At 59.6% G+C, this 26,887-nt stretch carries 44 protein-coding genes and 2 tRNA genes; 24 read left to right on the top strand and 22 right to left on the bottom strand.

Annotated features, from left to right (window positions below):
* Nucleotide 1: 1 nt before the first annotated feature.
* Entirely contained in the window at nucleotides 2-745 is a 744-nt protein-coding gene (gene tpiA / locus AC04PH_RS11215) for a triose-phosphate isomerase (protein ID WP_483065820.1), read from the bottom strand.
* Nucleotides 746-848: 103 nt separating this feature from the next.
* Here tpiA and AC04PH_RS11210 point away from each other — a divergent pair, with 103 nt between their 5' ends.
* Complete coding sequence (locus tag AC04PH_RS11210; protein ID WP_483065819.1) at nucleotides 849-1,775, top strand: isopenicillin N synthase family dioxygenase; 927 nt, start codon at nucleotides 849-851, stop codon at nucleotides 1,773-1,775.
* A 3-nt stretch (nucleotides 1,776-1,778) separates the two neighbouring features.
* Here AC04PH_RS11210 and AC04PH_RS11205 read toward each other — a convergent pair whose 3' ends face one another.
* From AC04PH_RS11205 to AC04PH_RS11195, 3 genes are read right to left on the bottom strand one after another with little or no spacing between them, the layout of a single operon-like run.
* Nucleotides 1,779-2,090: a TfoX/Sxy family protein gene (locus AC04PH_RS11205; protein ID WP_483065818.1), complete on the bottom strand. Its 312-nt coding sequence runs from the start codon at nucleotides 2,088-2,090 to the stop codon at nucleotides 1,779-1,781.
* Nucleotides 2,087-2,449, bottom strand: coding sequence for a HesB/IscA family protein (locus AC04PH_RS11200; protein WP_483065817.1), 363 nt, complete (start codon nucleotides 2,447-2,449; stop codon nucleotides 2,087-2,089). Before AC04PH_RS11200 ends, AC04PH_RS11205 begins: the two co-directional genes overlap by 4 nt.
* 41 nt (nucleotides 2,450-2,490) lie before the next feature.
* Nucleotides 2,491-2,853, bottom strand: a complete 363-nt coding sequence (locus tag AC04PH_RS11195) for an SUF system Fe-S cluster assembly protein (protein WP_483065816.1) — start codon at nucleotides 2,851-2,853, stop codon at nucleotides 2,491-2,493.
* Between the two features lie 160 nt (nucleotides 2,854-3,013).
* Between AC04PH_RS11195 and tgt the strand changes: the two genes are divergently transcribed.
* From tgt to lon, 4 genes are all read left to right on the top strand, one after another.
* Entirely contained in the window at nucleotides 3,014-4,141 is a 1,128-nt protein-coding gene (tgt, locus tag AC04PH_RS11190) for a tRNA guanosine(34) transglycosylase Tgt (protein WP_483066187.1), read from the top strand.
* A 138-nt stretch (nucleotides 4,142-4,279) separates the two neighbouring features.
* Entirely contained in the window at nucleotides 4,280-4,852 is a 573-nt protein-coding gene (locus AC04PH_RS11185) for a hypothetical protein (RefSeq protein ID WP_483065815.1), read from the top strand.
* 154 nt (nucleotides 4,853-5,006) lie between these two features.
* The gene (locus AC04PH_RS11180) at nucleotides 5,007-5,720 is read left to right on the top strand and encodes a hypothetical protein (protein ID WP_483065814.1); all 714 of its coding nucleotides are present in this window, start codon (nucleotides 5,007-5,009) and stop codon (nucleotides 5,718-5,720) included.
* Between the two features lie 258 nt (nucleotides 5,721-5,978).
* Nucleotides 5,979-8,390, top strand: a complete 2,412-nt coding sequence (lon, locus tag AC04PH_RS11175) for an endopeptidase La (RefSeq protein ID WP_483065813.1) — start codon at nucleotides 5,979-5,981, stop codon at nucleotides 8,388-8,390.
* Nucleotides 8,391-8,499: 109 nt separating this feature from the next.
* Here lon and AC04PH_RS11170 read toward each other — a convergent pair whose 3' ends face one another.
* A complete protein-coding gene (locus AC04PH_RS11170; RefSeq protein WP_483065812.1) occupies nucleotides 8,500-8,973 on the bottom strand; it encodes a tail fiber domain-containing protein in 474 nt (157 codons plus the stop codon).
* A 176-nt stretch (nucleotides 8,974-9,149) separates the two neighbouring features.
* Here AC04PH_RS11170 and AC04PH_RS11165 point away from each other — a divergent pair, with 176 nt between their 5' ends.
* Together AC04PH_RS11165 and AC04PH_RS11160 are read left to right on the top strand one after the other, a co-directional pair.
* A complete protein-coding gene (locus AC04PH_RS11165) occupies nucleotides 9,150-9,566 on the top strand; it encodes an HU family DNA-binding protein (protein ID WP_483065811.1) in 417 nt (138 codons plus the stop codon).
* A gap of 56 nt (nucleotides 9,567-9,622) precedes the next feature.
* Nucleotides 9,623-9,697: transfer RNA gene (locus tag AC04PH_RS11160), tRNA-Val, on the top strand.
* A 53-nt stretch (nucleotides 9,698-9,750) separates the two neighbouring features.
* Here the strand turns inward: AC04PH_RS11160 and AC04PH_RS11155 are convergent.
* The 16 genes from AC04PH_RS11155 to AC04PH_RS11080 all read right to left on the bottom strand — a co-directional run bounded on the left by AC04PH_RS11155 (nucleotide 9,751) and on the right by AC04PH_RS11080 (nucleotide 17,170).
* The gene (locus AC04PH_RS11155; RefSeq protein WP_483065810.1) at nucleotides 9,751-10,587 is read right to left on the bottom strand and encodes a tyrosine-type recombinase/integrase; all 837 of its coding nucleotides are present in this window, start codon (nucleotides 10,585-10,587) and stop codon (nucleotides 9,751-9,753) included.
* Nucleotides 10,588-10,631: 44 nt separating this feature from the next.
* Entirely contained in the window at nucleotides 10,632-10,907 is a 276-nt protein-coding gene (locus AC04PH_RS11150; protein WP_483065809.1) for a helix-turn-helix domain-containing protein, read from the bottom strand.
* 73 nt (nucleotides 10,908-10,980) lie between these two features.
* On the bottom strand, nucleotides 10,981-11,313 hold the full coding sequence (locus AC04PH_RS11145) for a hypothetical protein (protein ID WP_483065808.1): 333 nt from the start codon (nucleotides 11,311-11,313) through the stop codon (nucleotides 10,981-10,983).
* Entirely contained in the window at nucleotides 11,310-11,669 is a 360-nt protein-coding gene (locus AC04PH_RS11140) for a hypothetical protein (RefSeq protein ID WP_483065807.1), read from the bottom strand. Before AC04PH_RS11140 ends, AC04PH_RS11145 begins: the two co-directional genes overlap by 4 nt.
* Nucleotides 11,662-12,135, bottom strand: coding sequence for a hypothetical protein (locus AC04PH_RS11135; protein WP_483065806.1), 474 nt, complete (start codon nucleotides 12,133-12,135; stop codon nucleotides 11,662-11,664). Before AC04PH_RS11135 ends, AC04PH_RS11140 begins: the two co-directional genes overlap by 8 nt.
* 207 nt (nucleotides 12,136-12,342) lie before the next feature.
* Entirely contained in the window at nucleotides 12,343-12,504 is a 162-nt protein-coding gene (locus AC04PH_RS11130) for a hypothetical protein (protein WP_483065805.1), read from the bottom strand.
* Nucleotides 12,504-12,740 carry a hypothetical protein gene (locus AC04PH_RS11125; protein WP_483065804.1) on the bottom strand — a complete coding sequence of 79 codons (237 nt, stop codon included), beginning with the start codon at nucleotides 12,738-12,740 and terminating at the stop codon, nucleotides 12,504-12,506. Before AC04PH_RS11125 ends, AC04PH_RS11130 begins: the two co-directional genes overlap by 1 nt.
* Before the next feature lie 12 nt (nucleotides 12,741-12,752).
* Nucleotides 12,753-12,947: a hypothetical protein gene (locus AC04PH_RS11120; protein ID WP_483065803.1), complete on the bottom strand. Its 195-nt coding sequence runs from the start codon at nucleotides 12,945-12,947 to the stop codon at nucleotides 12,753-12,755.
* 243 nt (nucleotides 12,948-13,190) lie between these two features.
* On the bottom strand, nucleotides 13,191-13,649 hold the full coding sequence (locus AC04PH_RS11115) for a DUF1367 family protein (RefSeq protein ID WP_483065802.1): 459 nt from the start codon (nucleotides 13,647-13,649) through the stop codon (nucleotides 13,191-13,193).
* Nucleotides 13,649-14,314: a Rad52/Rad22 family DNA repair protein gene (locus tag AC04PH_RS11110; protein ID WP_483065801.1), complete on the bottom strand. Its 666-nt coding sequence runs from the start codon at nucleotides 14,312-14,314 to the stop codon at nucleotides 13,649-13,651. The genes AC04PH_RS11115 and AC04PH_RS11110 overlap by 1 nt, the downstream gene beginning before the upstream one ends.
* Nucleotides 14,314-14,805, bottom strand: coding sequence for a siphovirus Gp157 family protein (locus AC04PH_RS11105; RefSeq protein ID WP_483065800.1), 492 nt, complete (start codon nucleotides 14,803-14,805; stop codon nucleotides 14,314-14,316). Before AC04PH_RS11105 ends, AC04PH_RS11110 begins: the two co-directional genes overlap by 1 nt.
* 194 nt (nucleotides 14,806-14,999) lie before the next feature.
* Entirely contained in the window at nucleotides 15,000-15,149 is a 150-nt protein-coding gene (locus AC04PH_RS11100) for a hypothetical protein (protein ID WP_483065799.1), read from the bottom strand.
* A gap of 1 nt (nucleotide 15,150) precedes the next feature.
* A complete protein-coding gene (locus AC04PH_RS11095; protein WP_483065798.1) occupies nucleotides 15,151-15,396 on the bottom strand; it encodes a hypothetical protein in 246 nt (81 codons plus the stop codon).
* Entirely contained in the window at nucleotides 15,393-15,746 is a 354-nt protein-coding gene (locus AC04PH_RS11090) for a hypothetical protein (protein WP_483065797.1), read from the bottom strand. The genes AC04PH_RS11095 and AC04PH_RS11090 overlap by 4 nt, the downstream gene beginning before the upstream one ends.
* A 241-nt stretch (nucleotides 15,747-15,987) precedes the next feature.
* A complete protein-coding gene (locus tag AC04PH_RS11085; protein ID WP_483065796.1) occupies nucleotides 15,988-16,173 on the bottom strand; it encodes a hypothetical protein in 186 nt (61 codons plus the stop codon).
* Between the two features lie 340 nt (nucleotides 16,174-16,513).
* Complete coding sequence (locus AC04PH_RS11080) at nucleotides 16,514-17,170, bottom strand: XRE family transcriptional regulator (protein WP_483065795.1); 657 nt, start codon at nucleotides 17,168-17,170, stop codon at nucleotides 16,514-16,516.
* A 350-nt stretch (nucleotides 17,171-17,520) separates the two neighbouring features.
* Between AC04PH_RS11080 and AC04PH_RS11075 the strand changes: the two genes are divergently transcribed.
* The 17 genes from AC04PH_RS11075 to AC04PH_RS10995 all read left to right on the top strand — a co-directional run bounded on the left by AC04PH_RS11075 (nucleotide 17,521) and on the right by AC04PH_RS10995 (nucleotide 26,479).
* Nucleotides 17,521-17,778 (top strand): hypothetical protein, encoded by a 258-nt coding sequence (locus tag AC04PH_RS11075; protein WP_483065794.1) that lies wholly within the window; start codon nucleotides 17,521-17,523, stop codon nucleotides 17,776-17,778.
* Nucleotides 17,779-17,890: 112 nt separating this feature from the next.
* A complete protein-coding gene (locus AC04PH_RS11070) occupies nucleotides 17,891-18,526 on the top strand; it encodes a GIY-YIG nuclease family protein (RefSeq protein WP_483065793.1) in 636 nt (211 codons plus the stop codon).
* A 307-nt stretch (nucleotides 18,527-18,833) separates the two neighbouring features.
* On the top strand, nucleotides 18,834-19,124 hold the full coding sequence (locus AC04PH_RS11065; protein WP_483065792.1) for a hypothetical protein: 291 nt from the start codon (nucleotides 18,834-18,836) through the stop codon (nucleotides 19,122-19,124).
* Nucleotides 19,117-19,359 (top strand): hypothetical protein, encoded by a 243-nt coding sequence (locus AC04PH_RS11060; RefSeq protein WP_483065791.1) that lies wholly within the window; start codon nucleotides 19,117-19,119, stop codon nucleotides 19,357-19,359. Before AC04PH_RS11065 ends, AC04PH_RS11060 begins: the two co-directional genes overlap by 8 nt.
* Nucleotides 19,356-19,733, top strand: a complete 378-nt coding sequence (locus tag AC04PH_RS11055) for a hypothetical protein (RefSeq protein ID WP_483065790.1) — start codon at nucleotides 19,356-19,358, stop codon at nucleotides 19,731-19,733. Before AC04PH_RS11060 ends, AC04PH_RS11055 begins: the two co-directional genes overlap by 4 nt.
* Before the next feature lie 594 nt (nucleotides 19,734-20,327).
* On the top strand, nucleotides 20,328-21,173 hold the full coding sequence (locus AC04PH_RS11050; RefSeq protein ID WP_483065789.1) for a DNA-methyltransferase: 846 nt from the start codon (nucleotides 20,328-20,330) through the stop codon (nucleotides 21,171-21,173).
* A 133-nt stretch (nucleotides 21,174-21,306) separates the two neighbouring features.
* The gene (locus AC04PH_RS11045) at nucleotides 21,307-21,840 is read left to right on the top strand and encodes a class I SAM-dependent methyltransferase (protein ID WP_483065788.1); all 534 of its coding nucleotides are present in this window, start codon (nucleotides 21,307-21,309) and stop codon (nucleotides 21,838-21,840) included.
* The gene (locus tag AC04PH_RS11040) at nucleotides 21,837-22,217 is read left to right on the top strand and encodes a hypothetical protein (RefSeq protein WP_483065787.1); all 381 of its coding nucleotides are present in this window, start codon (nucleotides 21,837-21,839) and stop codon (nucleotides 22,215-22,217) included. The genes AC04PH_RS11045 and AC04PH_RS11040 overlap by 4 nt, the downstream gene beginning before the upstream one ends.
* Nucleotides 22,214-23,065, top strand: a complete 852-nt coding sequence (locus tag AC04PH_RS11035) for a helix-turn-helix domain-containing protein (protein WP_483065786.1) — start codon at nucleotides 22,214-22,216, stop codon at nucleotides 23,063-23,065. Before AC04PH_RS11040 ends, AC04PH_RS11035 begins: the two co-directional genes overlap by 4 nt.
* Nucleotides 23,065-23,697, top strand: coding sequence for a hypothetical protein (locus AC04PH_RS11030; protein ID WP_483065785.1), 633 nt, complete (start codon nucleotides 23,065-23,067; stop codon nucleotides 23,695-23,697). Before AC04PH_RS11035 ends, AC04PH_RS11030 begins: the two co-directional genes overlap by 1 nt.
* A complete protein-coding gene (locus AC04PH_RS11025; RefSeq protein ID WP_483065784.1) occupies nucleotides 23,694-24,083 on the top strand; it encodes a helix-turn-helix domain-containing protein in 390 nt (129 codons plus the stop codon). Before AC04PH_RS11030 ends, AC04PH_RS11025 begins: the two co-directional genes overlap by 4 nt.
* 12 nt (nucleotides 24,084-24,095) lie before the next feature.
* Nucleotides 24,096-24,347, top strand: coding sequence for a DUF2312 domain-containing protein (locus tag AC04PH_RS11020; RefSeq protein ID WP_483065783.1), 252 nt, complete (start codon nucleotides 24,096-24,098; stop codon nucleotides 24,345-24,347).
* Nucleotides 24,348-24,503: 156 nt separating this feature from the next.
* Complete coding sequence (locus tag AC04PH_RS11015) at nucleotides 24,504-24,758, top strand: hypothetical protein (RefSeq protein ID WP_483065782.1); 255 nt, start codon at nucleotides 24,504-24,506, stop codon at nucleotides 24,756-24,758.
* Nucleotides 24,758-25,288, top strand: a complete 531-nt coding sequence (locus tag AC04PH_RS11010) for a hypothetical protein (RefSeq protein WP_483065781.1) — start codon at nucleotides 24,758-24,760, stop codon at nucleotides 25,286-25,288. Before AC04PH_RS11015 ends, AC04PH_RS11010 begins: the two co-directional genes overlap by 1 nt.
* 121 nt (nucleotides 25,289-25,409) lie before the next feature.
* A complete protein-coding gene (locus AC04PH_RS11005) occupies nucleotides 25,410-25,619 on the top strand; it encodes a DUF2188 domain-containing protein (protein WP_483065780.1) in 210 nt (69 codons plus the stop codon).
* Nucleotides 25,620-25,653: 34 nt separating this feature from the next.
* Nucleotides 25,654-26,175: a hypothetical protein gene (locus AC04PH_RS11000; RefSeq protein WP_483065779.1), complete on the top strand. Its 522-nt coding sequence runs from the start codon at nucleotides 25,654-25,656 to the stop codon at nucleotides 26,173-26,175.
* Between the two features lie 228 nt (nucleotides 26,176-26,403).
* Nucleotides 26,404-26,479, top strand: a tRNA-Gly gene (locus AC04PH_RS10995).
* Nucleotides 26,480-26,603: 124 nt separating this feature from the next.
* Here AC04PH_RS10995 and AC04PH_RS10990 read toward each other — a convergent pair.
* Nucleotides 26,604-26,819 carry a hypothetical protein gene (locus AC04PH_RS10990; protein WP_483065778.1) on the bottom strand — a complete coding sequence of 72 codons (216 nt, stop codon included), beginning with the start codon at nucleotides 26,817-26,819 and terminating at the stop codon, nucleotides 26,604-26,606.
* Nucleotides 26,820-26,887: the final 68 nt, after the last annotated feature.

The raw sequence follows: 26,887 nt of genomic DNA, 5'->3' as shown, positions 1-26,887 counted from the left end.
ACTAGGCGTTTTCAAGCGCCGTGATGATCGGCGAGAAATCCGCGGCTTTCAGGCTGGCCCCGCCGACGAGCGCACCGTCGACGTCTGCCACTGCAAATATCTCGGCGGCATTGCTGCCCTTGACCGACCCGCCGTAAAGAATGCGCATCCCGTCGCCGTCACTGAAACGTGCGGTCAGGCGGGTGCGGATGTGGCCGTGCACCTCTGCGATCTGGTCAGTCGTGGGCACCTTGCCGGTGCCGATGGCCCAGACGGGTTCATAGGCGATGACGATGTTGGCGGCGGTGGCGGTATCGGGGATGGAACCCGCCAGTTGCCGGTCGATTACGTCGAGCGTGGTGCCACCCTCGCGCTCCTCCAGCGTCTCGCCGATGCAGATCACCGCGATCAGGCCCGCGTCGTACGCGGCCCGCGATTTGGCGGCGACGGTGGCATCATCCTCGCCGTGATCGGTGCGGCGTTCGGAATGGCCGGTCAGCACCGCCGTGGCCCTGGCATCGGCCAGCATCTGCGCGCTGATATCGCCGGTATGCGCGCCCGACACATTTGCGTGGCAATCCTGCCCGCCGACTATCAGCGCGTGGTTTTCTCCGGTGTGGCACATCTGCGTGATCAGCGTGGCGGGCGGGCAAAGCAGCACGTCGACCTGCGGGTCGGGGTGTGCAGACATAAGCGCCGCGACCTCGGCCAGGCTGGCGGTGGTGCCGTTCATCTTCCAGTTTCCGGCGGCGAGTTTGCGGCGCATGGGACTGTCTCCTGTTGTCTGCGACGTGGCTATCAGACGGGAGGGGGCTTGCAAAGGCAACGGCGGGTGGGCATGTGCGGCGCAACAACGGCAGGAGGCCCCCATGATCCCGCGTATCGACGCCGCAGCCCTGATCGACCCGACGCACCCCGGCCACCGGATCGCGGCGCAGGATGCGTTGCGCGGGGCAACCGACATCGGTTTCCTGACCGTGCATGGCACGCCGATCGACACCGCCGCCGTGCGCGACGTGATCGCGGCCTACCGCGCATTCTTTCACCTGCCAGCGACGGCGAAAGAGGCCGTGAACATGGCGCGGACCGGATCGAACAGGGGCTGGGGGGCGTCGGGGTCCGAACAGGTCGACCCGGAGGCCAACCCCGATTACAAGCAGGTGTTCGACTGCGGTTTGCCCGCATCGCGCTGGGGGTCCGTGCCGCGACCCGATCTGCCCGCCTATGCACCGAACGTCTGGCCTGACATGCCAGCGGGCTTTGCCGATTCCCTGCGTGCCTACTATGACCGCGCGACCGGTTTCGCGCTTGATCTGCTCTGCGCGATCGCCGATGCGGCGGGGGAGAATGGGGACTATTTCCGCGACAAGTTCAGCCATCCGATGGCGCTTCTGCGCGGCAACTACTATCCCAAGCGGCCGGCATGGGCGACGGACAGGGATTTCGGCATCGCGACGCATACCGATTACGGCTGCCTCACGCTGCTGGCGACCGACGGATCGCCCGGGCTGGAGGTGCGCAGGCGCGGGGGCGGCTGGATCCCGCTGTCGGCCCCGCCGGGCGAATTCATCATCAACTTCGGCGAGATGCTGGAGATGTGGACGGCAGGGCGTATCAAGGCGACACCGCACCGGGTGATCGGCACCGCGCAGGAACGCATTTCGGTGCCGCTTTTCTTCAATCCCAACCACGATGCGAATGTTGCACCGGCAGGCAAGCCGCCGATCCGCGCGGTCGATCATCTGCAAAAGCGGTTCGACGAGACTTATCTGCATCTGAAAGATGCAAGGCGCTGAATTCTAGAGATGATCCAGCGCGCGCCGCGCCCAGTCGCAGGCCAGTTCCGGGTCGTCTAGCGCGTCCTCGGGCAGGGTCCAGTAGCCCATGGAGCGGCCGTCCTCCATCGCGAAGATGCGCGATCCGGCGGCTTCAATCTCTTGCGCGAAGTCATCCTTGGCCTTGAGGTAGATCACGCCGTCGCTGCTCAGGATCGCGAAGATCTGGCCCGCGTGGTAGATCGACAGCCCGCCCATCATCTTGCGCTTGCTCAATGACCCGAGATCGGAAAACAGCTCCATCGCGAAGTCGATCTCGTCGTCGGAGACACTCATTTCGCGGCCAGCTTTTCGTCGAACTTGATCGACTCGCCGCAGCCGCAGGCATCGACGACATTGGGGTTGCGGAACTTGAAGCCGCTTTCCAACAGGCTGATTTCATAGTCGATTTCGGTGCCGAAAAGGAACATCTGCGCCATCGGCGCGATCATCACGCGGGCCCCGTCCTGTTCGACGACCTCGTCGTTGGCATCCACCTCGGTCACATAATCCATGGTGTATTCCATGCCCGCGCAGCCGCCTTTCTTCACGCCGATACGCAGGCCCTGGTGGCCGTCCTTGGCCATCAGTTTCGCGATCTGCTTCGCGGCGCGATCAGTGATGGTGACGGCCTGCTTTCCGGGGATACCGAACATCTTTCGTCTCCTTTTCCGCCCCAGAAATCAGGGGCTTGGCCTCACATGAAGCCGAGTTCCAGCCGTGCTTCGTCGGACATCATTTCCATGCCCCATTGCGGTTCGAACACCATTTCGACGTCGACCTGCTTGACACCGGGCAGCGGTTCGACCGCGTCGGCAACCCAGCCCGGCATCTCGCCCGCCACAGGACAGCCGGGAGCGGTCAGCGTCATGATGACGTTCACCGCGTTATCATCCTTGATGTCGATGGTGTAGATCAGGCCGAGGTCGTAAATATTCACCGGAATTTCAGGGTCATAGACGGACCGGATCGCCTGCACGACATCCTCGTAAAGCGGGTGATCCGTGGTCGATGGCGCGATCATCGGGGTGCCTTCGAGAGGGGGCGTGGCGTCGTTCATCTGGGCTGTCCTGCTATTCCTGAGTCGTTATATAGGAATTGCCGGCAAGGCGGTAAAGGCCCGCAAATCGGACCGTATAATTTGCGTGCACAGCGCGTGCACCGGGCGTGCACCGGTTTTCGCCTTGGCATTGATCGCCGGTTCGGGGCATATCGCGGCCATGACCGCATTTTCTTTCGCCCTGAGCGCCACCGACGGCAAGGCCCGCACCGGCGTAATCCGCACGCCGCGCGGCGACATCCGCACGCCGGCCTTTATGCCCGTCGGCACCGCGGCCACCGTGAAGGCGATGTTGCCCGAGAGTGTGGCGGCCACCGGTGCGGATATTCTGCTGGGGAACACCTATCACCTGATGCTGCGCCCGACGGCGGAACGGATCGACCGGCTGGGCGGGCTGCACAGTTTCATGAACTGGGACAAGCCAATCCTGACCGACAGCGGCGGGTTTCAGGTGATGAGCCTTGCCGGGCTGCGCAAGCTGACCGAGGACGGCGTCACGTTCAAAAGCCATATCGACGGATCGAAGCATTTTCTGTCGCCCGAAACCTCCATGGAAATCCAGAGGCTGCTGGGATCCGATATCGTGATGTGTTTCGACGAATGCCCGGCATTGCCCGCGGACCGCGCCCGGCTGAACGACAGCATGCAGATGTCGATGCGGTGGGCCGCCCGGTCAAAGGATGCGTTCGGAGACAGGCCCGGCCACGCGCTCTTCGGCATCCAGCAGGGCGGGCTGGAGGAAGACCTGCGCGCGGAAAGTGCTCAGGCGCTGATCGATATCGGCTTCGACGGTTACGCCGTCGGCGGGCTGGCCGTGGGCGAGGGACAGGAAGCGATGTTCTCCTGTCTGGATTTCGCGCCCGATCAGTTGCCGGTGGACAAGCCGCGCTATCTGATGGGGGTGGGCAAACCCGATGATATCGTCGGTGCCGTCAAGCGCGGCATTGACATGATGGACTGCGTGCTGCCAAGCCGATCAGGGCGTACCGGGCAGGCGTTCACGCGGCATGGCGTGGTGAACATCAAGAACGCGCGGCACATGGACGACCCGCGTCCGCTGGATGAAAACTGCGCCTGTCCGGCCTGTTCGAGCTATTCGCGGGCCTACCTGCATCATGTGTTCCGGTCTCAGGAGATGATCTCGGGCATGCTGCTGACATGGCATAACCTGCGGTATTTTCAGGACATCATGGCCGGGATGCGCGATGCGATCGCCGCTGGCACCTTCGCCGCGTGGGAGGCAGATTTTCACGGCAAGCGCGCGCAGGGTGATATCGACTCGATTTAGGGGATCGACCTGTCACGACCCGCAGTGCGGCGGATTGCAGACCGGGATGCGCGGTGCGGGTTTCTGGTGAATTGCCCGGTCGGTTGTGCCATGGTTTCCGCATTCAGTTTTCGGCATTTTCAGAAGCGGGCGCGGATTATGAAACAGACGGACGATCATATCGGCTATGTCTCCGGGGATAATTCTCCGGTCTCTTTGATCGCAGCATTGGTCACGGGCGGGATCGGGCTGGCGCTGGTCTATGCGGGGACACGCATGTTCGGGCTGCGCGACGGCTACGTCTTCGGGGTGCCGTTTTTGCTGGTGGCGGCGTTCTTTTTCTGGATCGCATATACCGTGCTCTATTCCGCGTTCGGCAAGACGATGCGACTTTATGCCGAGCGGATCGTCAAGACCGGCGGCACGTTCAGCAAAACCGTCCCACTGGGCGACACACCGCGCGGCGGCACCTATGATACGACCCGCTCCGTCGGGTCGGCGCAGCCGGGAGAGCGGCGCGTGCGGCGCGATGTGACGGAGTTCTACGTCTGGGATGCGGAGCGGAAGAAGGCGGTCAATGTGCTGATCACACCGCGCCGCGCGCCGCGCATGGCAAATTTCGCACGCGATTTTGCCGAAATGACCGGCGGCACGGTGGAAGAGTTGACCAAGGACACGCAATCGAGCAGCGACAGGCCGGATACGGCGCACTGGGCAAAAGCATCCGGGTGAGAGCGCGCGCAGCCTCAAATCGCGCCGTTGTGATCCCCCTCTTGCGGGGGTTTGTCCCTGCCCGCCGATTGCACGATAATGCCGCGATCGGATACCTTCGCAGGAGTGCGCACCCATGTTTCGTAATGCCTTGATCTGTGGCCTGATATCGTGTGTGTGCGCTGCACCCGTCGTGGCCGAGGAAGAGGTGGCACCCTGGGACCATCCCGCGCTGGAGGCCCTGTCGGACGCGGAATATGATGCCGTCCTGTCGCGGGTGGCCGAAAGGCTGGATGCCGTCGACGACGGCACCGCGACCCTTGAAGATGTGGTCTTTGCGTTCTCCGAGATCGAGTTCCTGCTCTTCAAATCCATCGTGCCCGACTATGAGCTTGAGAGCTTCGACATTTGCGATCTTGGCGCGGCGGGCCGCATCCTCGGGCTGGAAGGAACGCTGGGCGGTGACGACTGGACGATGACGATCACGCGCCATTACGTCACCCACAAAGGTATCCTGATCCCCAAGGATGCCGACGAGACGATCATCCCGAGCCTGCCGGCACGGCTGGACCGGCGGCGCGGGGGCTATGATGTCTTTATCGATGGGCGCATCGTGCCGGACGAGGTCCGCTGGCAGGAGCCGGGCGACATCGGTGTGGATGTGAGTGTCGACGTGGCTTTTGCCGGCGCGCAGGACTTGCGGGACAGTATCGAGGTGGTGCAGGATTGCGAGCTTGAGGATATGCCGACCATGATCGCGGAGCGCACTAGCAACCGTGGGCAGGAGATGATGATCCTGTGGCCGCAGACGCCCGACGACATCATCGGCCTGATGCAGACGCAGGTGCAGGATGCAGTGGCGACATATCACTTCCAGATGACGCGCTGACCCGGTAACCGCAAAATCCCATGTCATGACGTAAAGCGATCTTCACTTTCGTGACCTAAAGGAATGCGTGGAAAATTCACGGATCGGGATGATTTGACCGGTTGCGCAGCCCTGCGCGACAGGTCATTTTGGCGCAACCCCGATGCACAAGGGATTGAAAAACGCGGGCAGGACACACAACTGCTTGTTCGTAGAGAGGAGACGGCCATCGCTGCCGCCAAGCGGGGCATAGCCGTCTGCCAATATAAGGAAAAGAGCATGCAAGAACGTCTCAGTTCATCCTACCCCGTCCTGCCGTTGCGCGACATTGTGGTATTTCCCCATATGATCGTGCCGCTGTTCGTGGGGCGCGACAAATCGGTCCGCGCCCTCGAAGAGGTGATGCAGGACGACAAGCAAATCCTGCTGTCCAGCCAGATGGACCCTGCGGAGGACGAACCGCAGACCGGTGGCATCTACCGCGCCGGCGTGCTGGCCAACGTGCTGCAACTGCTGAAACTGCCCGACGGTACCGTGAAGGTGCTGGTCGAGGGCCGCGCCCGCGTGCGGATCACCGATTTCATCGAGAACGACAGCTTTTTCGAGGCCTCGGCCGAATACCTGACCGAAATGCCGGGCAACGAGGATGAGATCGCAGCCCTCGTGCGGTCTGTCGCGTCAGAGTTCGAGCGCTACGCCAAGGTGAAAAAGAACATCCCCGAAGAGGCGATGGCCGCGATCAGCGACGCGACGGAGCCTGCGAAACTGGCCGATCTGGTCGCAGGGCATCTGGGTATCGAAGTCGCGCAGAAACAGGAATTGCTGGAAACGCTATCCGTGTCGGAACGTCTGGAGAAGGTCTATGGCCTGATGCAGGGCGAGATGTCGGTGCTGTCGGTCGAGAAAAAGATCAAGACCCGCGTGAAATCCCAGATGGAACGCACGCAGCGCGAGTACTATCTGAACGAACAGATGAAAGCGATCCAGAAGGAGCTGGGCGACGGCGAGGAGGGCGAGGGTGAAATGGCCGAACTCGAAGCCCGCATCGCCGAGACCAAGCTGTCCAAGGAAGCGCGCGAAAAGGTCGATGCGGAGCTGAAAAAGCTCAAGAATATGTCGCCGATGTCGGCGGAGGCGACGGTGGTGCGCAACTACCTCGATTGGATCCTGTCGGTGCCGTGGGGCAAGAAATCCCGCACCAAAAAGGACCTGCGCGCCGCACAGAAGGTGCTGGACGACGACCACTACGGGCTTGAGAAGGTCAAGGAACGGATCGTCGAGTATCTGGCCGTACAGCAGCGGTCGAAAAAGCTGAAAGGTCCGATCATGTGCCTTGTCGGCCCTCCGGGCGTGGGCAAGACCTCGCTGGGTAAGTCGGTTGCCAAGGCCACGGGGCGCGAATTCATCCGTATCTCGCTGGGCGGCGTGCGCGACGAAAGCGAAATTCGCGGTCACCGCCGGACTTACATCGGGTCCATGCCCGGCAAGATCATTCAGGCGCTGAAGAAGGCGAAGACGACGAACCCGCTGATTTTGTTGGATGAGATCGACAAGATGGGCCAGGATTTCCGTGGCGACCCCGCGTCGGCCATGCTGGAGGTGCTGGATCCCGAACAGAACAGCACGTTCGTCGATCACTACCTCGAGGTGGAATACGACCTGTCGAATGTCATGTTCCTGACTACGTCGAACTCCTACAACATGCCCGGGCCGCTTCTGGACCGGATGGAGATCATCCCGCTGTCGGGCTACACCGAAGACGAGAAGCGCGAGATCGCGCGCCAGCACCTGCTGCCCAAGGTGATGAAGAACCACGGGCTGAAGCCACGCGAGTTCAGCGTCTCCGACGACGCGCTGACGGCGATGGTACGGGTCTATACCCGCGAGGCCGGCGTGCGGAACCTGGAGCGGGAACTGGCCAAGGTCGCCCGCAAGGCGGTCACCAAGATTGTGAAGAAAGAGCTGGAAACTGTTGAAGTGACGGCGGAAAACCTCTCCGACTACCTTGGCGTGGAGAAGCACCGCTTCGGTCTGGCCGAGGAAACCGACCAGATCGGTGTCGTCACCGGGCTGGCCTGGACGAGCGTGGGCGGAGAACTGCTGAACATCGAGGCGCTGCGCCTGCCGGGCAAAGGCCGGATGAAAACCACCGGCAAGCTGGGCGATGTGATGAAGGAAAGCATCGACGCCGCGTCAAGCTATGTCCGGTCCATCAGCCCCAAGATCGGGGTGAAGCCGCCGAAGTTCGACACGCTCGACATTCACGTGCACGTGCCGGACGGTGCCACACCGAAAGACGGGCCGAGCGCCGGTCTGGCAATGGTGACCTCCATCGTGTCGGTGCTGACCAAGATCCCCGTACGCAAGGATATCGCCATGACCGGCGAGGTATCCCTGCGCGGCAATGCAATGCCGATCGGCGGGTTGAAAGAGAAGCTGCTGGCGGCGCTGCGCGGCGGTATCACCACCGTGCTGATCCCGCAGGACAACGCCAAGGACCTGCCGGACATCCCCGACAACGTGAAAGAGGGGCTGACCATCATCCCCGTCAGCCACGTGTCGGAGGTGCTGGAACACGCGCTGGTGCGCAAGCCGGAACCCATCGAATGGGACGAGGCGGCGGAAGAGGCCGCGGCGGCCAAGGCGGCCCTGACCAAAGGCGGCGACACACCGGGTGCTGTCGCGCATTGAGCGGGTCACCGTCAGTGAATAGAAAGGAAGGGCGCGGACATGATCCGCGCCCTTTTTGCATCTGCAAGACCGGTGACTTGCGGTCGTGCAGACGCCTCTCCGTGGTGGATCAGTCCGCGCGCCGCATCTCCAGCCCGAGCATGTCGTAGTTCACGGCGTAGAAGCCGTTGTCCATCGTCACCACCGCCTCTGGCGTGTGCAGCAACACGTCCTGCGCCATCACGCCCTCATAGACGGTCGTGTCGCCGAGATAGCTGAACGTATAGAGCGGCAGACCGTCGGCCGTCTCGCCGATGCGGGTGATATCGTGCTTCAGGCGGATGTCGCTGGCGTTGCCGACGTTGCCCGGTATGGGCGCGGGGGCGATGGGTGCCGCAGCGCCGCCGTTGGTGGCCCCGCTGCTGTTGGCTGCGGCGACGAGTGCGAGAAAGATCAACGGAACGATATAATCGCTCGCCGATGACGCGGGTGCGTCTTCGATGATGATCATCGGTTCCTCGACCTGCGGGGCAAGGCCCCCGGCCTGTGCGGTGCCGGCCATCGCCAGCGATGTCGCCAAGCAAAAATGTGTCAATGATTTCATGTGAACCGCCCTCCAGATCGGTTGTAATGCGACCACTTTAGACCAGCGGCGCCGTGGATTTCATCACCCAGATGGGGGCTGCACCGCGAAATTCCCCCGTCGCTGCATGGTTTCGCCACAGTTGCATGGCACATCGCGGGCAATCTGGTAGCATAAACCAAACACGGAGGTGGATCATGGCAGGCAAGTCAGACGACAAGGACGGCAAGGACGGCACGGTAAAACTGACGGCAGTAAAACCCGGGAAATCCGGCCCGCCGCCCGTGGCGAAAGTGGCCGCCGCGCCGAAAGCGGCAGTCGTGAAACCGGTCGTGGTCGGCGGTACCGAGGGCAAATCGGCCGGTGCCACCCCAAAAACCCGCCGGATCAAGAAACCCGATTTCTTCGATCTGGTCATGGCGAAGGGCGATCTGAAGAAAAATCAGGCCAAACCTGCAGTCGAGGCCGCGATCGAGGTGATCGCCGAGGCGCTGGCGGCGGGCGACGAGTTGCACCTGCCGCCATTGGGCAAGCTGAAAGTGCAGAACGTCAAGGACGTCGGCAGCGGGGCCAAGGCCTATACGCTGAAACTGCGCACGCCCAAAGAGTTCTGACGCCCTGCAAAACGGGACTTGCAGAGACCGCGACAGGGCGCTAAATCCACGCGGAAGGGCGATTAGCTCAGTGGTAGAGCGCTTCGTTCACATCGAAGATGTCGGGAGTTCGAATCTCTCATCGCCCACCATATTACACTAGCGTTTTGCGGAAATTTACAATGTGCTCTCCGGTTCATTGAACCTAGCTCCTTGCTTTCTTGATCGTGGTGAAGTTCAGAATATCCGCCGCATCCTGCATGTGTGACGGAGCATAACGTGCGTATACGCGCTCTGTCGTTTGCGTATTGCTGTGGCCCAGATACTGACTGACCTTGGACATAGGAACGCCCGCGCTGACCATGTGCACGGCAGCGGTATGCCGCAAGGTGTGGATTGTCACGTCAGTCAGGCCAGACCGTTCAACGGCCTTCGAAAAGCCCGTGCGGATTTTTTTGACTCGTCCGCCAGCGTATTCGATCACATAGTCCGAAAGCGCAGCGTCGTATGCCGTCCGCAATGCGGTGCGGGTCATGCCGTTCATCGGCACTATAGCGCGTCCTTTACGTGTCACCGCGTCGGGCAGGCGCAGGTTGATAGTGCCGCTATCAAAGTCCACCCGGTCCCATTCCAAATCAAGGATTGCGCCGACGCGGCAAGCGGTTCCAAGCATCAAGATAATCGCCAAGCGAATGTGCGGTGTAGTTGTAGCGCCGATCAGCTTGTCAATTTCGTCACGATCAAGAAAGCGGTCCTTTGGCATCGGTTTTGCTGGACGCCAGATATGCGGTGCGCGTTCGATCATGCGATCCCGCTCTGCAAATCGCATCGCACTCCGCAAGTGGCCCAGCTCCGTATGGATCGAACCTTGGCTGATACCGTGGTCTCGGCGCTTGCGGTCGTAATCTATACAAAGCGCGCGTTCAATCTGGTCGGGCCTCAAATGCCCGAAGTGCTCCAGTATCGACTTGCCAGTGTATTTCAGCGTCGTTGCAGTGGGGCGATTGCCCAGGCTGTCGATGTAGCCATTCCAGCAAGTCATGACTGTTGCCTGTCCCGTCGGTTTATTTTTGCTCCGATAGACATCTATTGCTTCCGCCTCTGCTTCCTTTCGGGTGCGTGCCGCAAGCTGATAGCGCAGTCGCTTACCGTTTTCGTTCCGCCAATAGACGCTGAATCCACCCCGCAGGCGTCCGATACTGATTTCCGACATTCGTAGTCCTCCACTGCTTTCGCGGGGATTCGATAGAGTTTTCCTAGGCGGAAATGCTCGATTTCACCGGACCCGCACATATTGCGGACCATGGTTGCACTGACACCCCAGCGCATAGCAAGGGTGTCTGGCGTGAACGGACGATCCATCAAGCCACCTCCATCACGTTCTGGTGGATCACGCGATCCCCGGCGGGGTTGAATTGCTTGGGGATCATGCGGGTCATGGGGTGGTCTCCGCTTTGATCGGCATTGTGTGGCTCTCGATCAACCATGCGCACGTTGCCGCTTTAAGTTCGTGCGGCGGTTCAAAAGAAGACATCAGTGCGCGCAGAGCCGTATGGAACGCTGCATGGTCCGTTCCGGGTTTCAGCGTGAGGCCGTGGTCGGATAGTTTGCCGCCTTCGAAGAACAGCGCCGAGAAAACGGCGACACCCTTGCCGCGCCCGCGACGGAATTCTTCAGGAATATCTTCCATCGCCGGATAGTCCACCAAGCGCGCACCAAAAGCAGAATCAAGCGTTGAGAATTGTTTGATTTCGAATTGCTGCGTCATGCCGCGCCCTCCCCTTCGGTGGCTTGGGCGAGGAGGGTTTTCAAAATTTCGAGAAGCCATGCGCGGGCGGGAAAAGTGCTTTCGGACATACAGTTTCTTTGCCTATGTGGCGCTAATCTCGGATTCCAGATCAATGCTTGAGCGCCGCCGAACCCGCTACTCCTCAACTCCCAAGACATGCCCGGCAGCACCGCCTCATGCAGCGCCACGGCAGCGTGGAGCGATCCTCGAAAGGCTTCTGCTGGATACCCCTCTTGATGAACATGCCCGGAGAAAATGAAGTGCGATAGCTTGTGTTCAAACTGCCCCGCCATAACACCTGCAATCATCACCCGCAGTGCATCGGTCCTATCCATCGGTGTCTCCTTTCAGGACGGCGTGGGCGATGCTCTCGATCTTTGCCACGTCGCCTTCATTAAAGTTCCGGCGATACCGCCCCATGTCGTTATCGTAGGAGTGGCAATCGGCGCGATAGGTGGAAATGCTCTGCAGCGCCCGCTCCAATTCATTGATCCACGCCACCAGCAACGCGCGAGCGATGCCAATTTTCGGCTCTGATGATACCCGTGACGCAAGCGCGTTCTGTATTTCCACATGACCGGCGGCGCGTTCTTTCCATGCATCCCGGCGGCGAGTCATTTCCTCTAACGCCCTCTCTAACTCCGCGATCTCTGCATCCTTGGCGTCGGACAGGTCGGCGCGAATGTATTCGGTGCCACCAAATCCTACGGTGATCGACCATCCACCAAACCTGTCCCAGCTATCGTATCCAGGCTTGGTCCATATCCGCTCCGGCGCGTCTGTGTTGGGGTTACTGGTCATGGGGGTGGCTCCGTGCTGCAATCATGGCGTCGGCCATCTCGTAAGCCCAAATCGCTGTCGCTGGCGTCGACAGCGACCATTGGCTGTCCCCAAGAGCGCCGGCTATGCACTGCCCCGCGAACCAGTCGCGCAAACTCATGCCTTCAAAGCCTTCCTGCCAATCCGTGTGTGGTCTCGGGAACGCTGGCCCGCCATCCTTGGAATCCATCACGCACCGCCCTTCATCGCCCATGCGCAGACATGCGCAGGCGGGGTAACGTCGATCAGGCGAGAACCCGGAATGACGATCCCATCGGGCGTGACCTCGAAGTGCGACCACGGCGGAATGGGCCGGTATGTCGGTGGCTTGGGGAGGGTTGGGGTTTTCATCACAGATCCCCTTCATCGACGACGTAGGGAGCCGCGGCTTCCTTCACGGGCCGCTCGAGCGACACCATTGCGTTGACGATGTTCCGGAAGTCCATCAACTCGCGCAGCGCGAAACAGACTTCGGTCGTCATTTCTCGCTTTTCATCGTCTGGCAACGAATCCCAGTGCGCCTCCAGTATTTGGGATTTTGTTATGGCCAGCATCATTTTTGACTCGTGGCTTTGTTCTCTTGGCATGGTAGTTTCCTTTCAAAATTCAATCGTGCCGGTCAGCGCGCCGATCCGGGCCTTCACCCATGGCTCGAACGTGTAGTCCGGGCCAAACTGCGCCTCCCAAGCCTTCTGCCCGTTGTGGAATCCGGTGATGTGTTCATCGCCGGGGTAGGGTTGCAGCTTGTTGTGGTGGCTGTGGCAGAGGGGCATGGTTTTTTTCGTCGCTGACACGGCGTGATCCGTAGCGACCGCTCTTGAAGTGGTGCACTTCGGTTGGTGCGTTCTGCGTCCGACCCATCAGGAAACACGCAGCGCACGGAAGCTGTGCTACCATCGCCATGTAGACGGTCCCGGCCTTGCCAGCGTCTGATTTCCGGTGTGCGGCCTTCTTGAGCGACACCTGACGCATCCGCTTGCGGGGTGGTTTCGAGGCCTTGGCGGGCTTCTGGTGAACGGGCTGTCGGGTGAGGTTCATCACGCAAACCCCAGCATCTGATTGACTGCGTGATCCATGTCTCCCGCCTGCCAGTTGGTCAGAAATTCCCGCAGAATTACGTCAAGCACATCGCTGTAGAGGCTGTGAAACTCGGTCTCATCCATCTTCGACCAAGCGATGGACTTGGGTGAAACGCGCACTTCACCGGACGGGGTAAGGTCCGCCTCGTAGTGACCGGCCCTCACGATCACATACCGGCGGAACATATCGCGGCTGGTCGTGACCTTGCCCCATTTGGATTCGATCTCGGGCCACTCGTGATTGCTGTATGCCACGTCAAGCATCGCGAAGAATTTGCGGTGAAACTTGCCGTTTCGCGGCTGCGACACCTTGGCATTCACAGGTCTGCCAATGCCGATTTTCGCCAGCATTTCGGCGGCGTCCGCCGTGGCGGGGGATAGCCCCTGCGGGGTGCGGGTCATGTGTATGTCGGCCATTACGCGGATTCCTGATCAGACTTGGGAAGGGCGTCGATCTTGTCGCTGTATGCCTTTGTCACCTCGTTCTGCATGGGTTCAGGCAGTTCATCGCGCAGGGCGACGATGTTTTCGCGGGTCCACCATTCCTTCAATTCATTTGCTGAATTGGCCTTGGATACGTTCGACTTGATGAAATCGCGCACCGCCGCTGGCGTTCTTTCCTGTTTCGGCACACCAACCTCCCGGTTGGCCTTGTCTTTTTCGTAAAGCGCTAGCCCGAACGTGTTTCCAAACGTCCGCAGCGCCCGCTTGAGTGCGTCTGTTTCGGCTTCCTTTACCGCGCTCTCGATCACGTCGCCCGCGTTTTCTGGCTTTCCGTTGCCAACGCCGACAGCCAAGCCCTCGCGGATCACACCATCCACATTCACCCGAACGGCGCACAGAAACGAGCATCGCAGTTGCTCATACGGCCCGTTGCTGCCGGAAAGCTGTTCGACCTTCATGTGTGTTTGCTCAAGTCGTTCGACGGTGTAGGACCATCCGTTGAAACCAAATATGCGGTTTGCCTCACGGATCACGTGCAGTCCGTCCACGTATTCGCCAAACTTGCCCTTGGGCGGGGGCTTGATCGCGGCGGGGTTCAAAGGTGCCGCGAGCGCCTTGCTGACTTCATCCCAATCCATCATTTCACCCTCACGGAAACGCCGGGTTCACCGGTGACCAGTTCCGCACCGGGAACGTCCACGCCAGCCTCAAGCTGGGCTTTAATCGCGGCGTTATCCGGCACCGTATTGCAAAGCTGGCGCGGCACTTCGGTGTCATTGATGATGGAAAGGGACTGACGGGGTTTCAGCCTCGAAACGGTCGCAATTGTGTGTGCGATCTTAGCCTGACCGGTCGCGTCGAGCAGCTTGCCAAGACCCTTGTTGATCGCAGTCACCTGATCGGCGTGACGTTTGGCGCGGGCCGTGTATGTCGCAGCAATGGCCTTGTTGGCCTTTTCGATTTCCTGCGCCTCAACGCGCGACTTCACCAGATGCTCAAGCATGTCCATCGCGTCGGTTTCGCCGTCCAGCGTATCCAGAAATGTCTGGTCGTCAAAATCCTCGCCAAGCATGTCGCGAATGGTGGCGGACACGCTCTTGATGACTTCGATGTGATTATGCACATTCATGGTGGTATCCTTTCCTTGTGAGCGGTCGGTGCGGCTCTGAATTTCTCAGGCTAATCGGCGTCCAACCTTCGCACCTTCCGCGTTCACCCCTTTTCAGGGATAGTTGAGCCAAGCCGACAGCAGCGACCCGGCGATGTAAGCCAGCCCCGGCCCCATGATGCCCCAGAAGGCATACCAAGCGCGGTCTGCGGGGGTCACAGAACCACCCCTGCCAGCAGGGTCACGGACGCGACGACGACAAAGATCAGGAAGCCGATGGCCACGCGACGGCGGCGATTGTCTGCCGCGATCCGGTCGGCGTTTTGCGCTTCCAGCATCCGAGCAAAGTGTGGTTGTCCGTTCATGTCACTCTCCAATCTTCGTGGCGTCATGGCGGGGGCGGCATGTATCGACATCGCACCCCATTTCAAATTCCGTGCGCGCTTCCAGAAATGCGATCCAGTCAGCCCGTGACGGCGGAACGGCGATCTTGCGCAGGGCAGCGTCGATCCCGCTGTCCTCTGGCCCCCGGCGGTCGGGTGTGGGTGCGCCGCCGGGGGACTTTCCCGCTTGGCCGTGAGTGGCGCGGGTGTGGGGGAAGGGGGTGGTCATGTCACCAAGTCCGCCATGACAGCCTCAGCCCAAGAGGACTCGGCCCACGCTTTCTCTGCGGCTTTGATGGTCTCCTCACCAAGCAGCGCGACCATGGCGGCGCGGGGCAGGTCCAAGCGACCGACATATGCGCTGACGAGGACGACATCGCTCTCGACGTATGCAGGCGAGCCGTCGCCATCTTGAAACCGGGTGACCTCGACCAGTAGATTGCACACGCAATCCTCCAGCACTTCACCGCTCACGTGATCGTGGAAATGCATGTAAGTCGTCACGTTCGCGACCGGAGCCTTGGCAAGCATTGCTTGAGCGTTGGCCGCGAGGTTCTCGAAAATGGTGTGCGTGTTCATCGTCTATCTCCTGCGCCGTCCTTACGGGCGGTGACCCTTGAAAAGGCGTGGAAGCAAAACCGTGCTGGAACGCCGTTTTGGCTTTGCCGGGGTCCCGCGCGGCGCATGTGGCGCTTTCTGGGAATCCACGACGTTCTTTGTTTGGTCCGTGGCGATCCGCGCTGATTGCGCGTCGTAGTAGTCCGGGTCCACGCCGAGCCACGCTGCGTTCATTTTCTGTGCTGTGTTCACCGTCTATCTCCTATGCGGCGAAAGCAGAGACGCTCTCGCGAGCGGCCATAGCGGCGCGATCCGTCCTGACGGCGTAACTGCGCCGACGGTTGATGTAGATGGAGGCAAAGCCTTCGATCACGCTCAACTCACCGCGACCAAGGACGCGCGGGACGTTGTGTGGAATTTCCACATCCCCACCGTCAGCCGCGGTCATGCGACCTTCTACGGACATCCGTTGCGCCTCATCGGCGGGAACACCAAACAACGCCAAGCGGCGGGCGATGTATCTGGATACTGCGGGTCTCATTGCCATCGTCTATCTCCGTGCAGCGGGGTGCTGCATTGGGGATAGGTATGCATGACGCATAGAAACTTGTCAATGCGAATTGCATAGAAATATGCGGTAGGTTCGACTTTTTGAAATGCAGGGAATCGCGCGCACAAAAAAACCCGCCGGTCAGGGCGGGCTTGAAGCAGAATCTAGGTTCGGTCTGATCTTAAAGCGGCGTGATCAAGCCTCGAATTTGGTCAAGGGAAACAACCGTCATTCTCCGTCACACCTTTCCCCCCGCCCAAAGCACCTTGCCGATCACCTCGACTTCACCTCGCGGCCATTCTTGCGGCGGATACAGTTCCCGGTTGTCGGACAGGATCGTGATGCTATCCGGCTTCGCTGACCGGGTGACGCGCTTGACGTGCAGCGTTCCACCGAATTGCAAGACGAACAGGCCATCAAAACTTAGGTCGCGCTTACTGGCATCCAGCATCACGATATCATCGTCGTGCAGCGTGGGCAGCATGGAGTCGCCCTTGACGCTGATGATAGCCAGGTCGCGCGGGTTCGCGCGCGTCAGCTTGCTAAGGTATCCGGGCGGAAATGCAAGTGAATGCGAAACGGCCTCGTAATCGTCCACAACGCTTCCATGTCCTGCGCTGGCGGAAATGTCGAACACCGGCACTAAATCAGACCCCTCGCTCGCATCAACGGCGCTTTCGACCTGTTGCGGCTTCTGTTGACCAAAGAGTAGCCAGTCAGGCTGCACACGGAACGCTCTGGCGTATGTTTCGGCGGCATCGACTGTAATTCCCCGAGAGCCGTTTTCGTGCCCGGCGTAGGTCGGATAAGACCAACCGTGCCGCTCTGCCGCTGCCGCTGCCGTTTTGAATCCAGCCTTCTTACGGGCATCTCTTAAGCGTTCGTAGTTTTCCATCAGGGCTTTCTATCCGAAACAGCTATGCAATAGGCATTGACCTTCGGATTGCTGTGATGCATATATCTATGCATGGAGCATATCACTCATATTTGGCCTACGCCTGCGGCCCTGGCTGCTGCGCTGAATGCGCCCTATCAAACTGTCGCTGCATGGAAGCGGCGTGGCACTATTCCAGCAACTTACGACTTCCGGCTGATCGACGCCGCGAAGGCGGAGGGCAAGTCTCTGACCCTTGAAGAACTGGCTCGGGCGCGATGCAAAGAAAACGAGGCCGCGCCATGAACGCGGCCCCGTCTCCATCTGACTTCCAAGTTTCTTGCTCACACCAGAAACTTAGGAACCAACCCATGAAAAATCTTGCAGATTGTGCGGGCGACAACGTTTCGTCGGCCCGTCGCGCCTTCGCCGCTCTTCTTTGGCGGGCCTTTCCGTCACCGTCCGAACACGACCTGTCGCACAAGGCGGCACGGGTTTTGGACGTATCGCCCCGGCAGGTCATCAACTGGCTGCGGTGCGAAAACAGCGCGGCAATTCACTACCTTTTCGCCGTCGCTGCCCTTGCTGGCGCGGAACTGGTTTTCGACAGGATCGAGGGGCGGAAATGAAGCCCCTCAGCTATGCCCTTGCCCGCTTCTATGAGGCCCGGTCACGCCGGGCTTTGCGTCGGTATTTCGCCCTCAAGGACCTAGCGGAAAAATATTTCCGGAGGGTGGGGCTATGACCGGCGGGGGCGATTGCTACCTATACTGCATCGAGTGCGTCGGCGAGGTCGTTGGCAAGGTCGGCATCACTGGAAACCCGGCTTATCGGATTGGCCAGTTGCGGGCTTCGTCCCCTTTTGAATTGGTGTTCTCGCGCCTACTGATGCTGCCAAATCACCAAACTGCATCGGCCTATGAGCGTCACATCCTTGCCAACGCCAATTCGTGTCGAGCGCGCGGCGATTGGGTGACCATAGACAACACGCTACATGACCTTTTTGCCGAGGTTGCACCATGCGTTGATGCGCTTGAGGACTATTTCACCACTGACGAAACAGGCCGACAGAGAAAAGCGAGTTCAGGCGATACGCAGCGCGATATTTCGATTGCCACCCTTAACAATCGTGTCTCTGCGCAAGCGGTTCACCGCCTTGCTGACCTTGCCGACTATGACGATCACACGGCTACAGTGATCCGTGCGCGTTTGCGCGAGGGATACGGCGTCGAGGACATTCAGGTGTTGGACGCAATTCCGGTTGACGTGTCGCGCTCGGAAATAAAGCGGCTGGACAAGGCCGATAAGCTACGCGCCGTTCTGGGACTGTCGCAGGTTCAACCCCCCGACCGCAAAACGCAATCGGGGGTGGCGTGATGATCCCTCAAAGCACTTCGTCCGAATGCGCGTCTTCGACTGCGAGTTCCAGCAATTCGGCTATGTGGAATATCTCCTTAGAGTCCTCCTTTGTGCCGATGCCCTCGAGTTGGAATTGGAGTGCCAACCTTCGCAGCCTTCGAGAGGCTGAAATTATGTCCCCCCTCTCGGCGGCGATTGTAAGGTTGACCACTGCCGCTTCCAGTGCATTGACCCGCGCCTTCAAATTGCGCCGCCGTCGAAACCACATCGGTTCGCCCCTCCCGTTTTCCCCAGCCTGCCACCTATCCACACAGGGAGCAACGCTATGACGCTTACCATCCAAGAGTGCCTTGATCGCGATATGTCCTGCAAAGAAGCCGCAAATGCGATGGGGGTAACTCCCCACGCTACATATCAGCGCGCGAGGCGCATTGGGCGCAAGTTCCGGCGCGACTATTCGGCTCATGCCGAACGCTTTCGCCAACTGAACGCCGATCCAGAGTTCAACCCGCTTGCGGCCCTGACACCAGAGCAACGCGCCGATTACGACGTTTTGAAGCGCAGTGGCTACACGCGGGCCGAAGCATTTGAGGCGATTGGATATACACATGGTTGATTTCCCTCGCACCCGTAATGCCTACCGCGAGGTCGCGCAGAGCAGCGTCACCCTGCCGCCGTGCGATCTGCCGATCCCGCCCGCCACGCCGGAGCCGACGCGCGCCGCGCCGATGCCCGTCACTGGCACGGATCCCGGCGAATACCGCAACGGACGCGGCTTCTCGTTCGAGGACCGGCCCCCTGTTGACTACCTGATCGGCGGCAAGGGCCTGCGCGCGGAGGTGGAGGTATGACCGAACGCTACGGTCCATGGATTGACCACGATGGGAAGGGCTTCCCGTTTAAGACCAACAACGAAGCGCTGAAAAACGGCGCTCGCTATATTGAGCGACATATTAGGGGAGAGGGCCGCGGGGAGACTCCTTGGGAGCAGGCAAATCAGCCGCGCGGTGACGCTTCCTCACCTTCGTGGACTTGGACGTGGCAACGAAAGGGTTGGTTCTCGCGCCAGCGCGTTCGCGTCTGCGCCGATCCGGCCTACGCGCCGGTTGTTCGCTATCGTTTCGTCTACCCCGGCGATCAAGCAACGGCAGCAACTGAAAAGCAGGTCCGCAAGCTGCTGGACCCGTTGAGGGCGGGGAAATTCCCGCAGGGGGTCGATCAATGACGCCACGCGAGCGAGATGAACTTTACCTTTCGTGGCTTTCTGCACGCCGTGCGGGCGAAACATCGCGACAAATTGCGATGCGCATTGGAACCCACAAAGCGCAATCTATTGAGGCTATGACCTCCGCAATTCGCAAAGCGGACATTGATGAAAGCGGCGAGCCAGAAGGCCGCGTTCGTGCGGGGTATCGGTGATGGCTTCCACTCAATCCCACGGCTCCGGCTTGTTCTCCGGCGACACATCGACGGGCGGCGGTGGCCGTGGTGATCCGCCCAACCTTTCCCCCAGCGCACTACCTCCCGGCCTTTCCGGTCGCGCTGGCAACTGCCGTGACGTTGATGAACCTCGTCCGTCACGGCCTTCTTATTCACGTCGCAGGGCAAACCCTCCTGCTCTGGTAACAGCTACGGGGGCGGCTGGCGGCGCTGATACCCCCACATGCCAACGCTGCGCACTGGAAGCCCTACGGATACGCGCTGACAGCCTCTGTGAGAGCGCAGAGCACATGGCGGGGCAGTCCGGGGTGGCCCGGATGCGCTTTCTCGCCACACAGGCACGTCATACCCAGCTGCGGCAAGAATTGGGATGGGTCTGATGGCTGATCCATGGAAGCGCAAAGAGATCATCGGTGATTGCACGCTCTATCTGGGCGATTGCGCGAATGTGATTCCCTTGTTGGAGAATGTGGACGCTGTGGTGACATCTCCCCCCTATGACAATTTGCGCGAATACGGCGAAAATTTCCACGGGGTTGATCTGCTGCACTGCATCAAGTTGGTCGCATATCGCCTAAAGTTGGGCGGCGTATGCATGTGGAACGTGGCAGACGCTACAGTGAATGGATCCGAGACAGGCAGTTCATTCAAGCAAGCGCTACACGCCATTGAGTGCGGTTTAAATCTACACGACACAATGATCTACGTCAAAGACAACGTGAATTTTCCCGAAAGCGTCCGCTACTTTTCGGGTCATGAATATATGTTCATATTTTCCAAGGGCGCACCAAAGACTTTCAACCCGATCAAAGACCGCGCAAATAAGTGGGCTGGCACTAAGATGCACGGCACCGACCGGCAGCCAAACGGATCCACCAAGCGCATCAGCGGGACGGGGAGAGAAATTAAGCCTTTCGGTATGCGATTCAACTGGTGGCATATCAAGAATAACAATAGCACCAGCGGTCATCCTGCGCCTATGCCTTACAGCATGGCCCACGACCAGATTCTTAGCTGGTCAAACATGTCCGAAACCATCCTTGATCCATTTATGGGCGGCGGCACAACCCTAGCCGCCTGCGCCAAGTTAGGCCGCAAGGGCATCGGCATCGAACTGGACCCCGACTATTTCAACATCGCGTGCAAGCGTGTTGAGGAGGCTTATAGTCAGCCGGATTTGTTCGTCGCGCCACCTCCAGCGCAAGTGCAGGAGGGCTTCCTATGATTTTGGTTAGCGCGAAGAAACAAACCGCTACGGACAACGACCGGATCAAGTACGCCATTCACCTCATGCGATGTTTCTATGGGCGCGAGGATATCGGCAGCAAAGGCGTGCGCGCGGAAACAGGGTGTATCTGATGGGTAAGCGATCTTCATTCGCCCGTGTCGCACGGGACTACTATCCGACGCCAGCGAAAGCGGTCCAACCTCTGTTGCCACACCTGCCGCCCAACGTATCGTTCTGGGAGCCGTGTGCTGGAAACGGTGCGCTGATAAATGCGCTCGAAGCAGAGTTTCACCAGTCGTTTGGCGCATGTGACATCGAGCCACAAGGGCCGTGCATCGACCGGGCTGATTGCCTCCAACGGGAAGCGCCCGTCGGTGCAAGCTACATCATCACAAACCCGCCGTGGGATCGCAAGATTCTGCACCCCATGATCGCGCATTTCAGCGTCATGCGGCCAACCTGGCTGCTGTTCGATGCCGACTGGGCGCACACCAAGCAATCAGCACCCTTCATCCCGTGGCTGCGCAAGATCGTGCCGGTCGGTCGGGTGAAGTGGATTCCTGACAGCAAACATACCGGCAAGGACAACTGCGCATGGCACCTGTTCGATCAGACGGGTGTGTTCAATGGCAGCGCCGAGTTTTGCGGATGGATGGCGGCATGACCCTGATACGCTGCCCATGGCCCGACCGTGCTCTTTGGCCCAACGCCCGCGCACACCACTTCGCAAAGGCGCGGGCCGCGAAGGCATACCGACATGCCTGCAAGATGTTCGCCATGGAGCAGAACGTCCACAAGCTGATCTGGCCGGGTGAAATTCGCATCCACCTGACGTTCCACCCGATGCGCAACCCCGACGACGACAATCTCGAGGCTGCGTTCAAGGCGGGCCGGGACGGGATTGCCGATGCCATGGGCGTCGATGATGGCCGGTTCACGGTCACGCGGTCCATCGGCGGCAAGGTGAAGGGTGGATGCGTCATGGTTCGGATCGTCACGGAGCCACTTGTCAGCATCCCGCATCGGGGGGCTATCGAGTGAGCGATCCGTGGCTGAAATTCTACACCGGTGACTGGCTTGGCGAACCAAAGTTGAAACTGGTGTCCCGTGCCGCTCGGTCGTTGTGGATCGACATGCTCTGCCTGATGCATGGCGCAGGCACTGGTCGGCTGGAAATTTCGGGCCGTCCGATGACCGAAAAAGAGCTTGCCAAGATGCTTGGCGACAACCCCAGAACCATCAGAAAGCTGTTGTCGGAATTGTCCGAAAATGGCGTTTCGATCATTGTTGACGGTTCATTCATCGCTTCTTCGCGCATGATTGAGGACTTTGAAAAGACTGAACGTGACAAATCAAATGGTCGAATGGGAGGCAACCCAGCCTTAAAAACAAGGGAAAATGATGAGTCTAGGGTTAACCCCGAGGTTAAAGCCCAGAAGCCAGAAGCCAGAAGCCAGATAAGTAGCAGCAGCAGTGCGCGAGGCGCGCGCGATTCGTCTGACGACGATCCACCGGAGGTCGAAAAACCGGCACCCTCTGAGCAAAAGAATTCTGATGATCTGCTGTCCGACCTCATGGCGGCTGTCGGCCTCCAGAACGGTTTCATTCCGACCCACTGGATGCCGCCCGCCGCGTCCATCCACGTCATCCGGTGGCGTACCGATCTTGGTCTGACCGACGCGGAAATCATCGACACGGCCCGCAACAGTCGCGCCAGGCACGCCGATCCGCCGAGCGGCCCGAAAGCGCTGGACCGGGCGATGCAGACTTTGGCGGGGGCCAAGGCGGCCGATCCGCTCCGGCCCACGACCAGCAGCGGTTTTGCCGCAATCCCACCCCGCCAGACCTTCAAAGCAGATTTCAGCCATATGACCGACGGAGACGATTGATGAGCGTTCGCAAGCAACACATCGCCAGCACCTTTTCCTCTTGGCTGGAGCGCTACAGCCCGCCGCGCAACATGTCCGACAAGCTGGAGGTCATGGAGGCCGAAACGGAATCGCTGGTGGCGGTCCTGTTCAAATTCGCCCCGATGGACGGATACGAGGGATGGGTGAGCCGCGCTCTGGATCAGGTCGAGTACCAGATGAAAACACGGGCGTGGCCGACCAAGGGCGAGTTGGGAGCGGTGTGCTCGAATCTGCGGAAGGAAGCTGGTCCCGGCATGGCTGGCGGCCAGTGGGAGGTGGACCCGGTGGCGATCCTTGCGAGACGGATGAACGCGGGCGAACCGGTCGGCGAGGGTTGGCTATACGGCAACGACTGCGTCGCCCTCATGGCGACCGGCGAGGTCAGCCGAGATACGCTTCGGCGGTATCGGTCGAACTCGTATTTCACGGCTAAGAGCCTCTACGGCGAAGAAACGGCGCGCGCCAAAGAAGCGAAGTTGATTGCTAGGCATGACGCGGCGGAAAAGCTGGCGCGTGACGGCGGCAATGGCCGCAGGTTCCAAGCCCCAACGTACCACCAAAAGGCGTTCCCAAAAACGGGAGACGGCCAATGGCAGGGGGCAGCGGAATGACCCCCACCATCGCACCTTCGATCATCATCCACTGCACAGCGGAACACTTCGGCGTGAGCATCGCCGACATACGCGGACCGAACCGCAGGCAGTCGCTTTGCCGTCCGCGCCATTTGGCCATGCACCTGATCCGGTCACTGAATCCGGTTGGCCATTACAGTTACCCGGAGATTGGTCGGCACTTCGGCGACCGCGACCACACGTCGGTGATGCACGGCATTGACCGGGCCGTATGTCGGCTAGAACACGATCCAGAATTTCAAGCCGCAGCGATGCTTGTCTCGGGGGCTGCCAGAAAGATGGCTGGTGATGTTGTTTTTCACAGCAGCAGAGCGTCGCCACCGCTTTTCACGACCACACGGGCATCCGCCCAGACACACACATAGGAGGGGAAACCCATGAATGAAGTAACCGACATATCAAGCGCAAACGGACAGGAACTACGCCAGTTCATCGAACGGTTCGAGCGTCTTGCCGCCGAAAAACAGGACATCGCGGAAAGCCAGAAAGAGGTGATGGCCGAGGCCAAGGGCCGCGGCTACGACACCAAGGTGCTGCGCAAGGTGATCGCCCAGCGGAAACGCGATGCCGATGATCTCGCCGAAGAAGAAGCGGTGCTGGAAATGTATAAATCCGCGTTGGGGATGTGACGATGGCCGGATCAGTCAACAAATGCATCGTCGAGCCATCCCAGTTGTATCGGGACGGGTTGAGCATACCACAATTTTCCAAAATTACAGGTGTTGCCCGATCTACGCTGCGTTTCCTGAAACGGAAGGCAATAACAAAGCACTGGAGACACGCACATGACCATTGATCTGAAATGGCTGGTGCCTTTCGTGACCCCGTTCATTTTGACCATGCTTGTTCGTGTGAATTTTTGGTTTGCTGGTGCAGAGATAACGCATGAATGGTTCGTCGCTATATTGTCTTTAATTGCCTCTCTGATCGCCTCTGTGGCGGTTTCAATAATGCACATCGAAGGCGTCAGGTGGCGCTTTGTGATCTGGAGCCGCGATTCCAGTCCATCCGACGCAGGCAAGACGTGGGGGAGGGGATGATGGAAACCGCAAGTCAGATGGCTGCTCGCCTTATGGTCGAGGTCGGAAACACCACCAAATCGCAATACAGCAAAGGCGAGGTGAAAACGATTCTAAACACGATCAGTCAGTTAAAAGACGTGCTTGAAAAAGATGTTTCACCGGATGTTTCTGGGTGCCGATCTCCGGCGCAAGTAGGCCATGTAAAAAGGGGCGATGTTTTTATTCACAAAACGGTTGGAGGTAAAGTTCGCCCGTGGATCGTTCTTCGGGTGAACAACGATATCGTCACCGCACTGTCTATTTCATCGGGGGATAGCGCGCCCAATATGACACAATCAAAGTGCAGATTTTGGCCCGGCAGTTGGATCGGCTCCGCGGTTATCCAAGTGGACCGGGAAACGGCAGGTCGAGAAGTGACCCGGCCATACACCAACTCTGCGCACCTTCGAGAAGTAGAGCAGAACGTGTTCGAAAATATGGGCGTGTTCGGAGGTGTGAAGCGGAAGACTCTCAAGGAAATCGCAGAAAAATTCTCCCAGACCGCGTGACCGATCAGCGATAAATCGGCGTCCAGCGGGCGGTGGCGGGTCGCAGTCCCGAAACACCCGGTGCCGGGTATGCGTTCTCCTTTCGCGCAGAGACCGGCAGACAACAGGCAGAGGACAGGCAATGGCAGCATTCATAACCAAGACAGATCGTGGATGGGCGGTTCTGAGAACGGGTCGAACCAGAGCCTCCAGATTTTTTTCCACCATGGATTCGGCGCGCGAGTGGGCAAAGCAGCGTGAAGACGTGGTTAACGTCATGGATACCGGCGGGCGGATCGCGTCGCGTGAGGTCAGTAAATCGGTTGTGATGAAACGCGGGGCTGGCTCTTAAAACTCTGGGGCAGATTACAGGCAAGGACACGGGCATGGCAAAAAAGCACAAGATCACACGCAAGGGCAGGGTGCGGGCGCGGCGCAGCGTCAGCGTGAAGCCGATACCCTTGGGCGGGGATCACGGCACCGGCACAGCGGCTGCGATCGCAGGGACCGAGATCGAGCCAGTGGACCGCGATCACAACCCGAACAACATGGGCAGGCGATACCGCAAGGACGTATATAGGGCGCTGTCCCTGACCATGAAGCAAGAGCAGGCGGCAAAGCTGCTCAGGGACGCCTACTGTCGCGTGGGGATGCTTTCAAGCGGCGGTGCGCTGAAAGAGCGGGTGCAGTCGTCACCCAAGCCAGATGCCGCCGTGGCGCAGCAGTGCGAGGCCGTGTCGCACTTGGTATACATCACCAAGCGGGCGACCCGGATGGACCTGGCGTTGTTCGAACATATCTTGCGAGACAACAGGCCGGTGTCTGAGTTTCGTCGGGGGAACACTCACGCGCTCATTCCGCTTTTCAAGGACGGGCTGGATCGGGTGGCTATCCACATGCGCTATTGATGGTGGATTTGGTGTTGACCAAATACCTTATGTGCCGTAAAAGCAATTTCGCAAGAGGCCTGTCACAGACGGGCCTTTCGCAATTCTGATGCGTCGCCTTGCTTGGGGGGGCCAAGGCAATCCAAGATCAGCAACATGCTGGCGGCGCTTCTGAGGTGCGAAGGATGGTGGCATAGGCAACAACGCGGCGTAACACCACAGCAACCCGCCGCAGCGCCTCACCACATCGTGGATAAGCACACGGGTTGTGTCGCTGGCCTTCCAAGCCATGCTGGGTGCGGTTCGACTCCGCCTATCCGCTCCACAGGTCGGTGTAGCTCAGAGGTAGAGCAGCGGTCTCCAAAACCGCGTGTCGGTGGTTCGAATCCACCCACCTTCGCCACACACAGGTCGCAGGCTGTCAGGGGGCTTCGGCGGTGGCGATACGCTCAGCCGCACGAGGTGAGATCAAAGGGTCCGTCAGATACCTTCATCAGGTCGGAAAGGCTTTCGACTTTTCTCTCAAGTTCACCGTGCGTCTCCGAGAACGCGCCATCTCTGACTTCTGGCTTGGTGATCCAGTAACCCCATCCGTAGTCGTCGCGATGCGCTTCAATTTCGATACCCAGCGGCTTTGCTATCTTTCGGATTTTCGCAAGTGTCATTTTAGGCCTCGTGCTGAAGTTATTCAACATATATAACATATATATCTCTCGATGTCAATACGATACTT

The sequence above is a fragment of the Yoonia sp. KMU-150 genome, assembly GCF_056858355.1.
The sequence above is the reverse complement of the archived record's forward strand: the minus strand, read 5'-3'. Positions and strand labels throughout refer to the sequence as shown.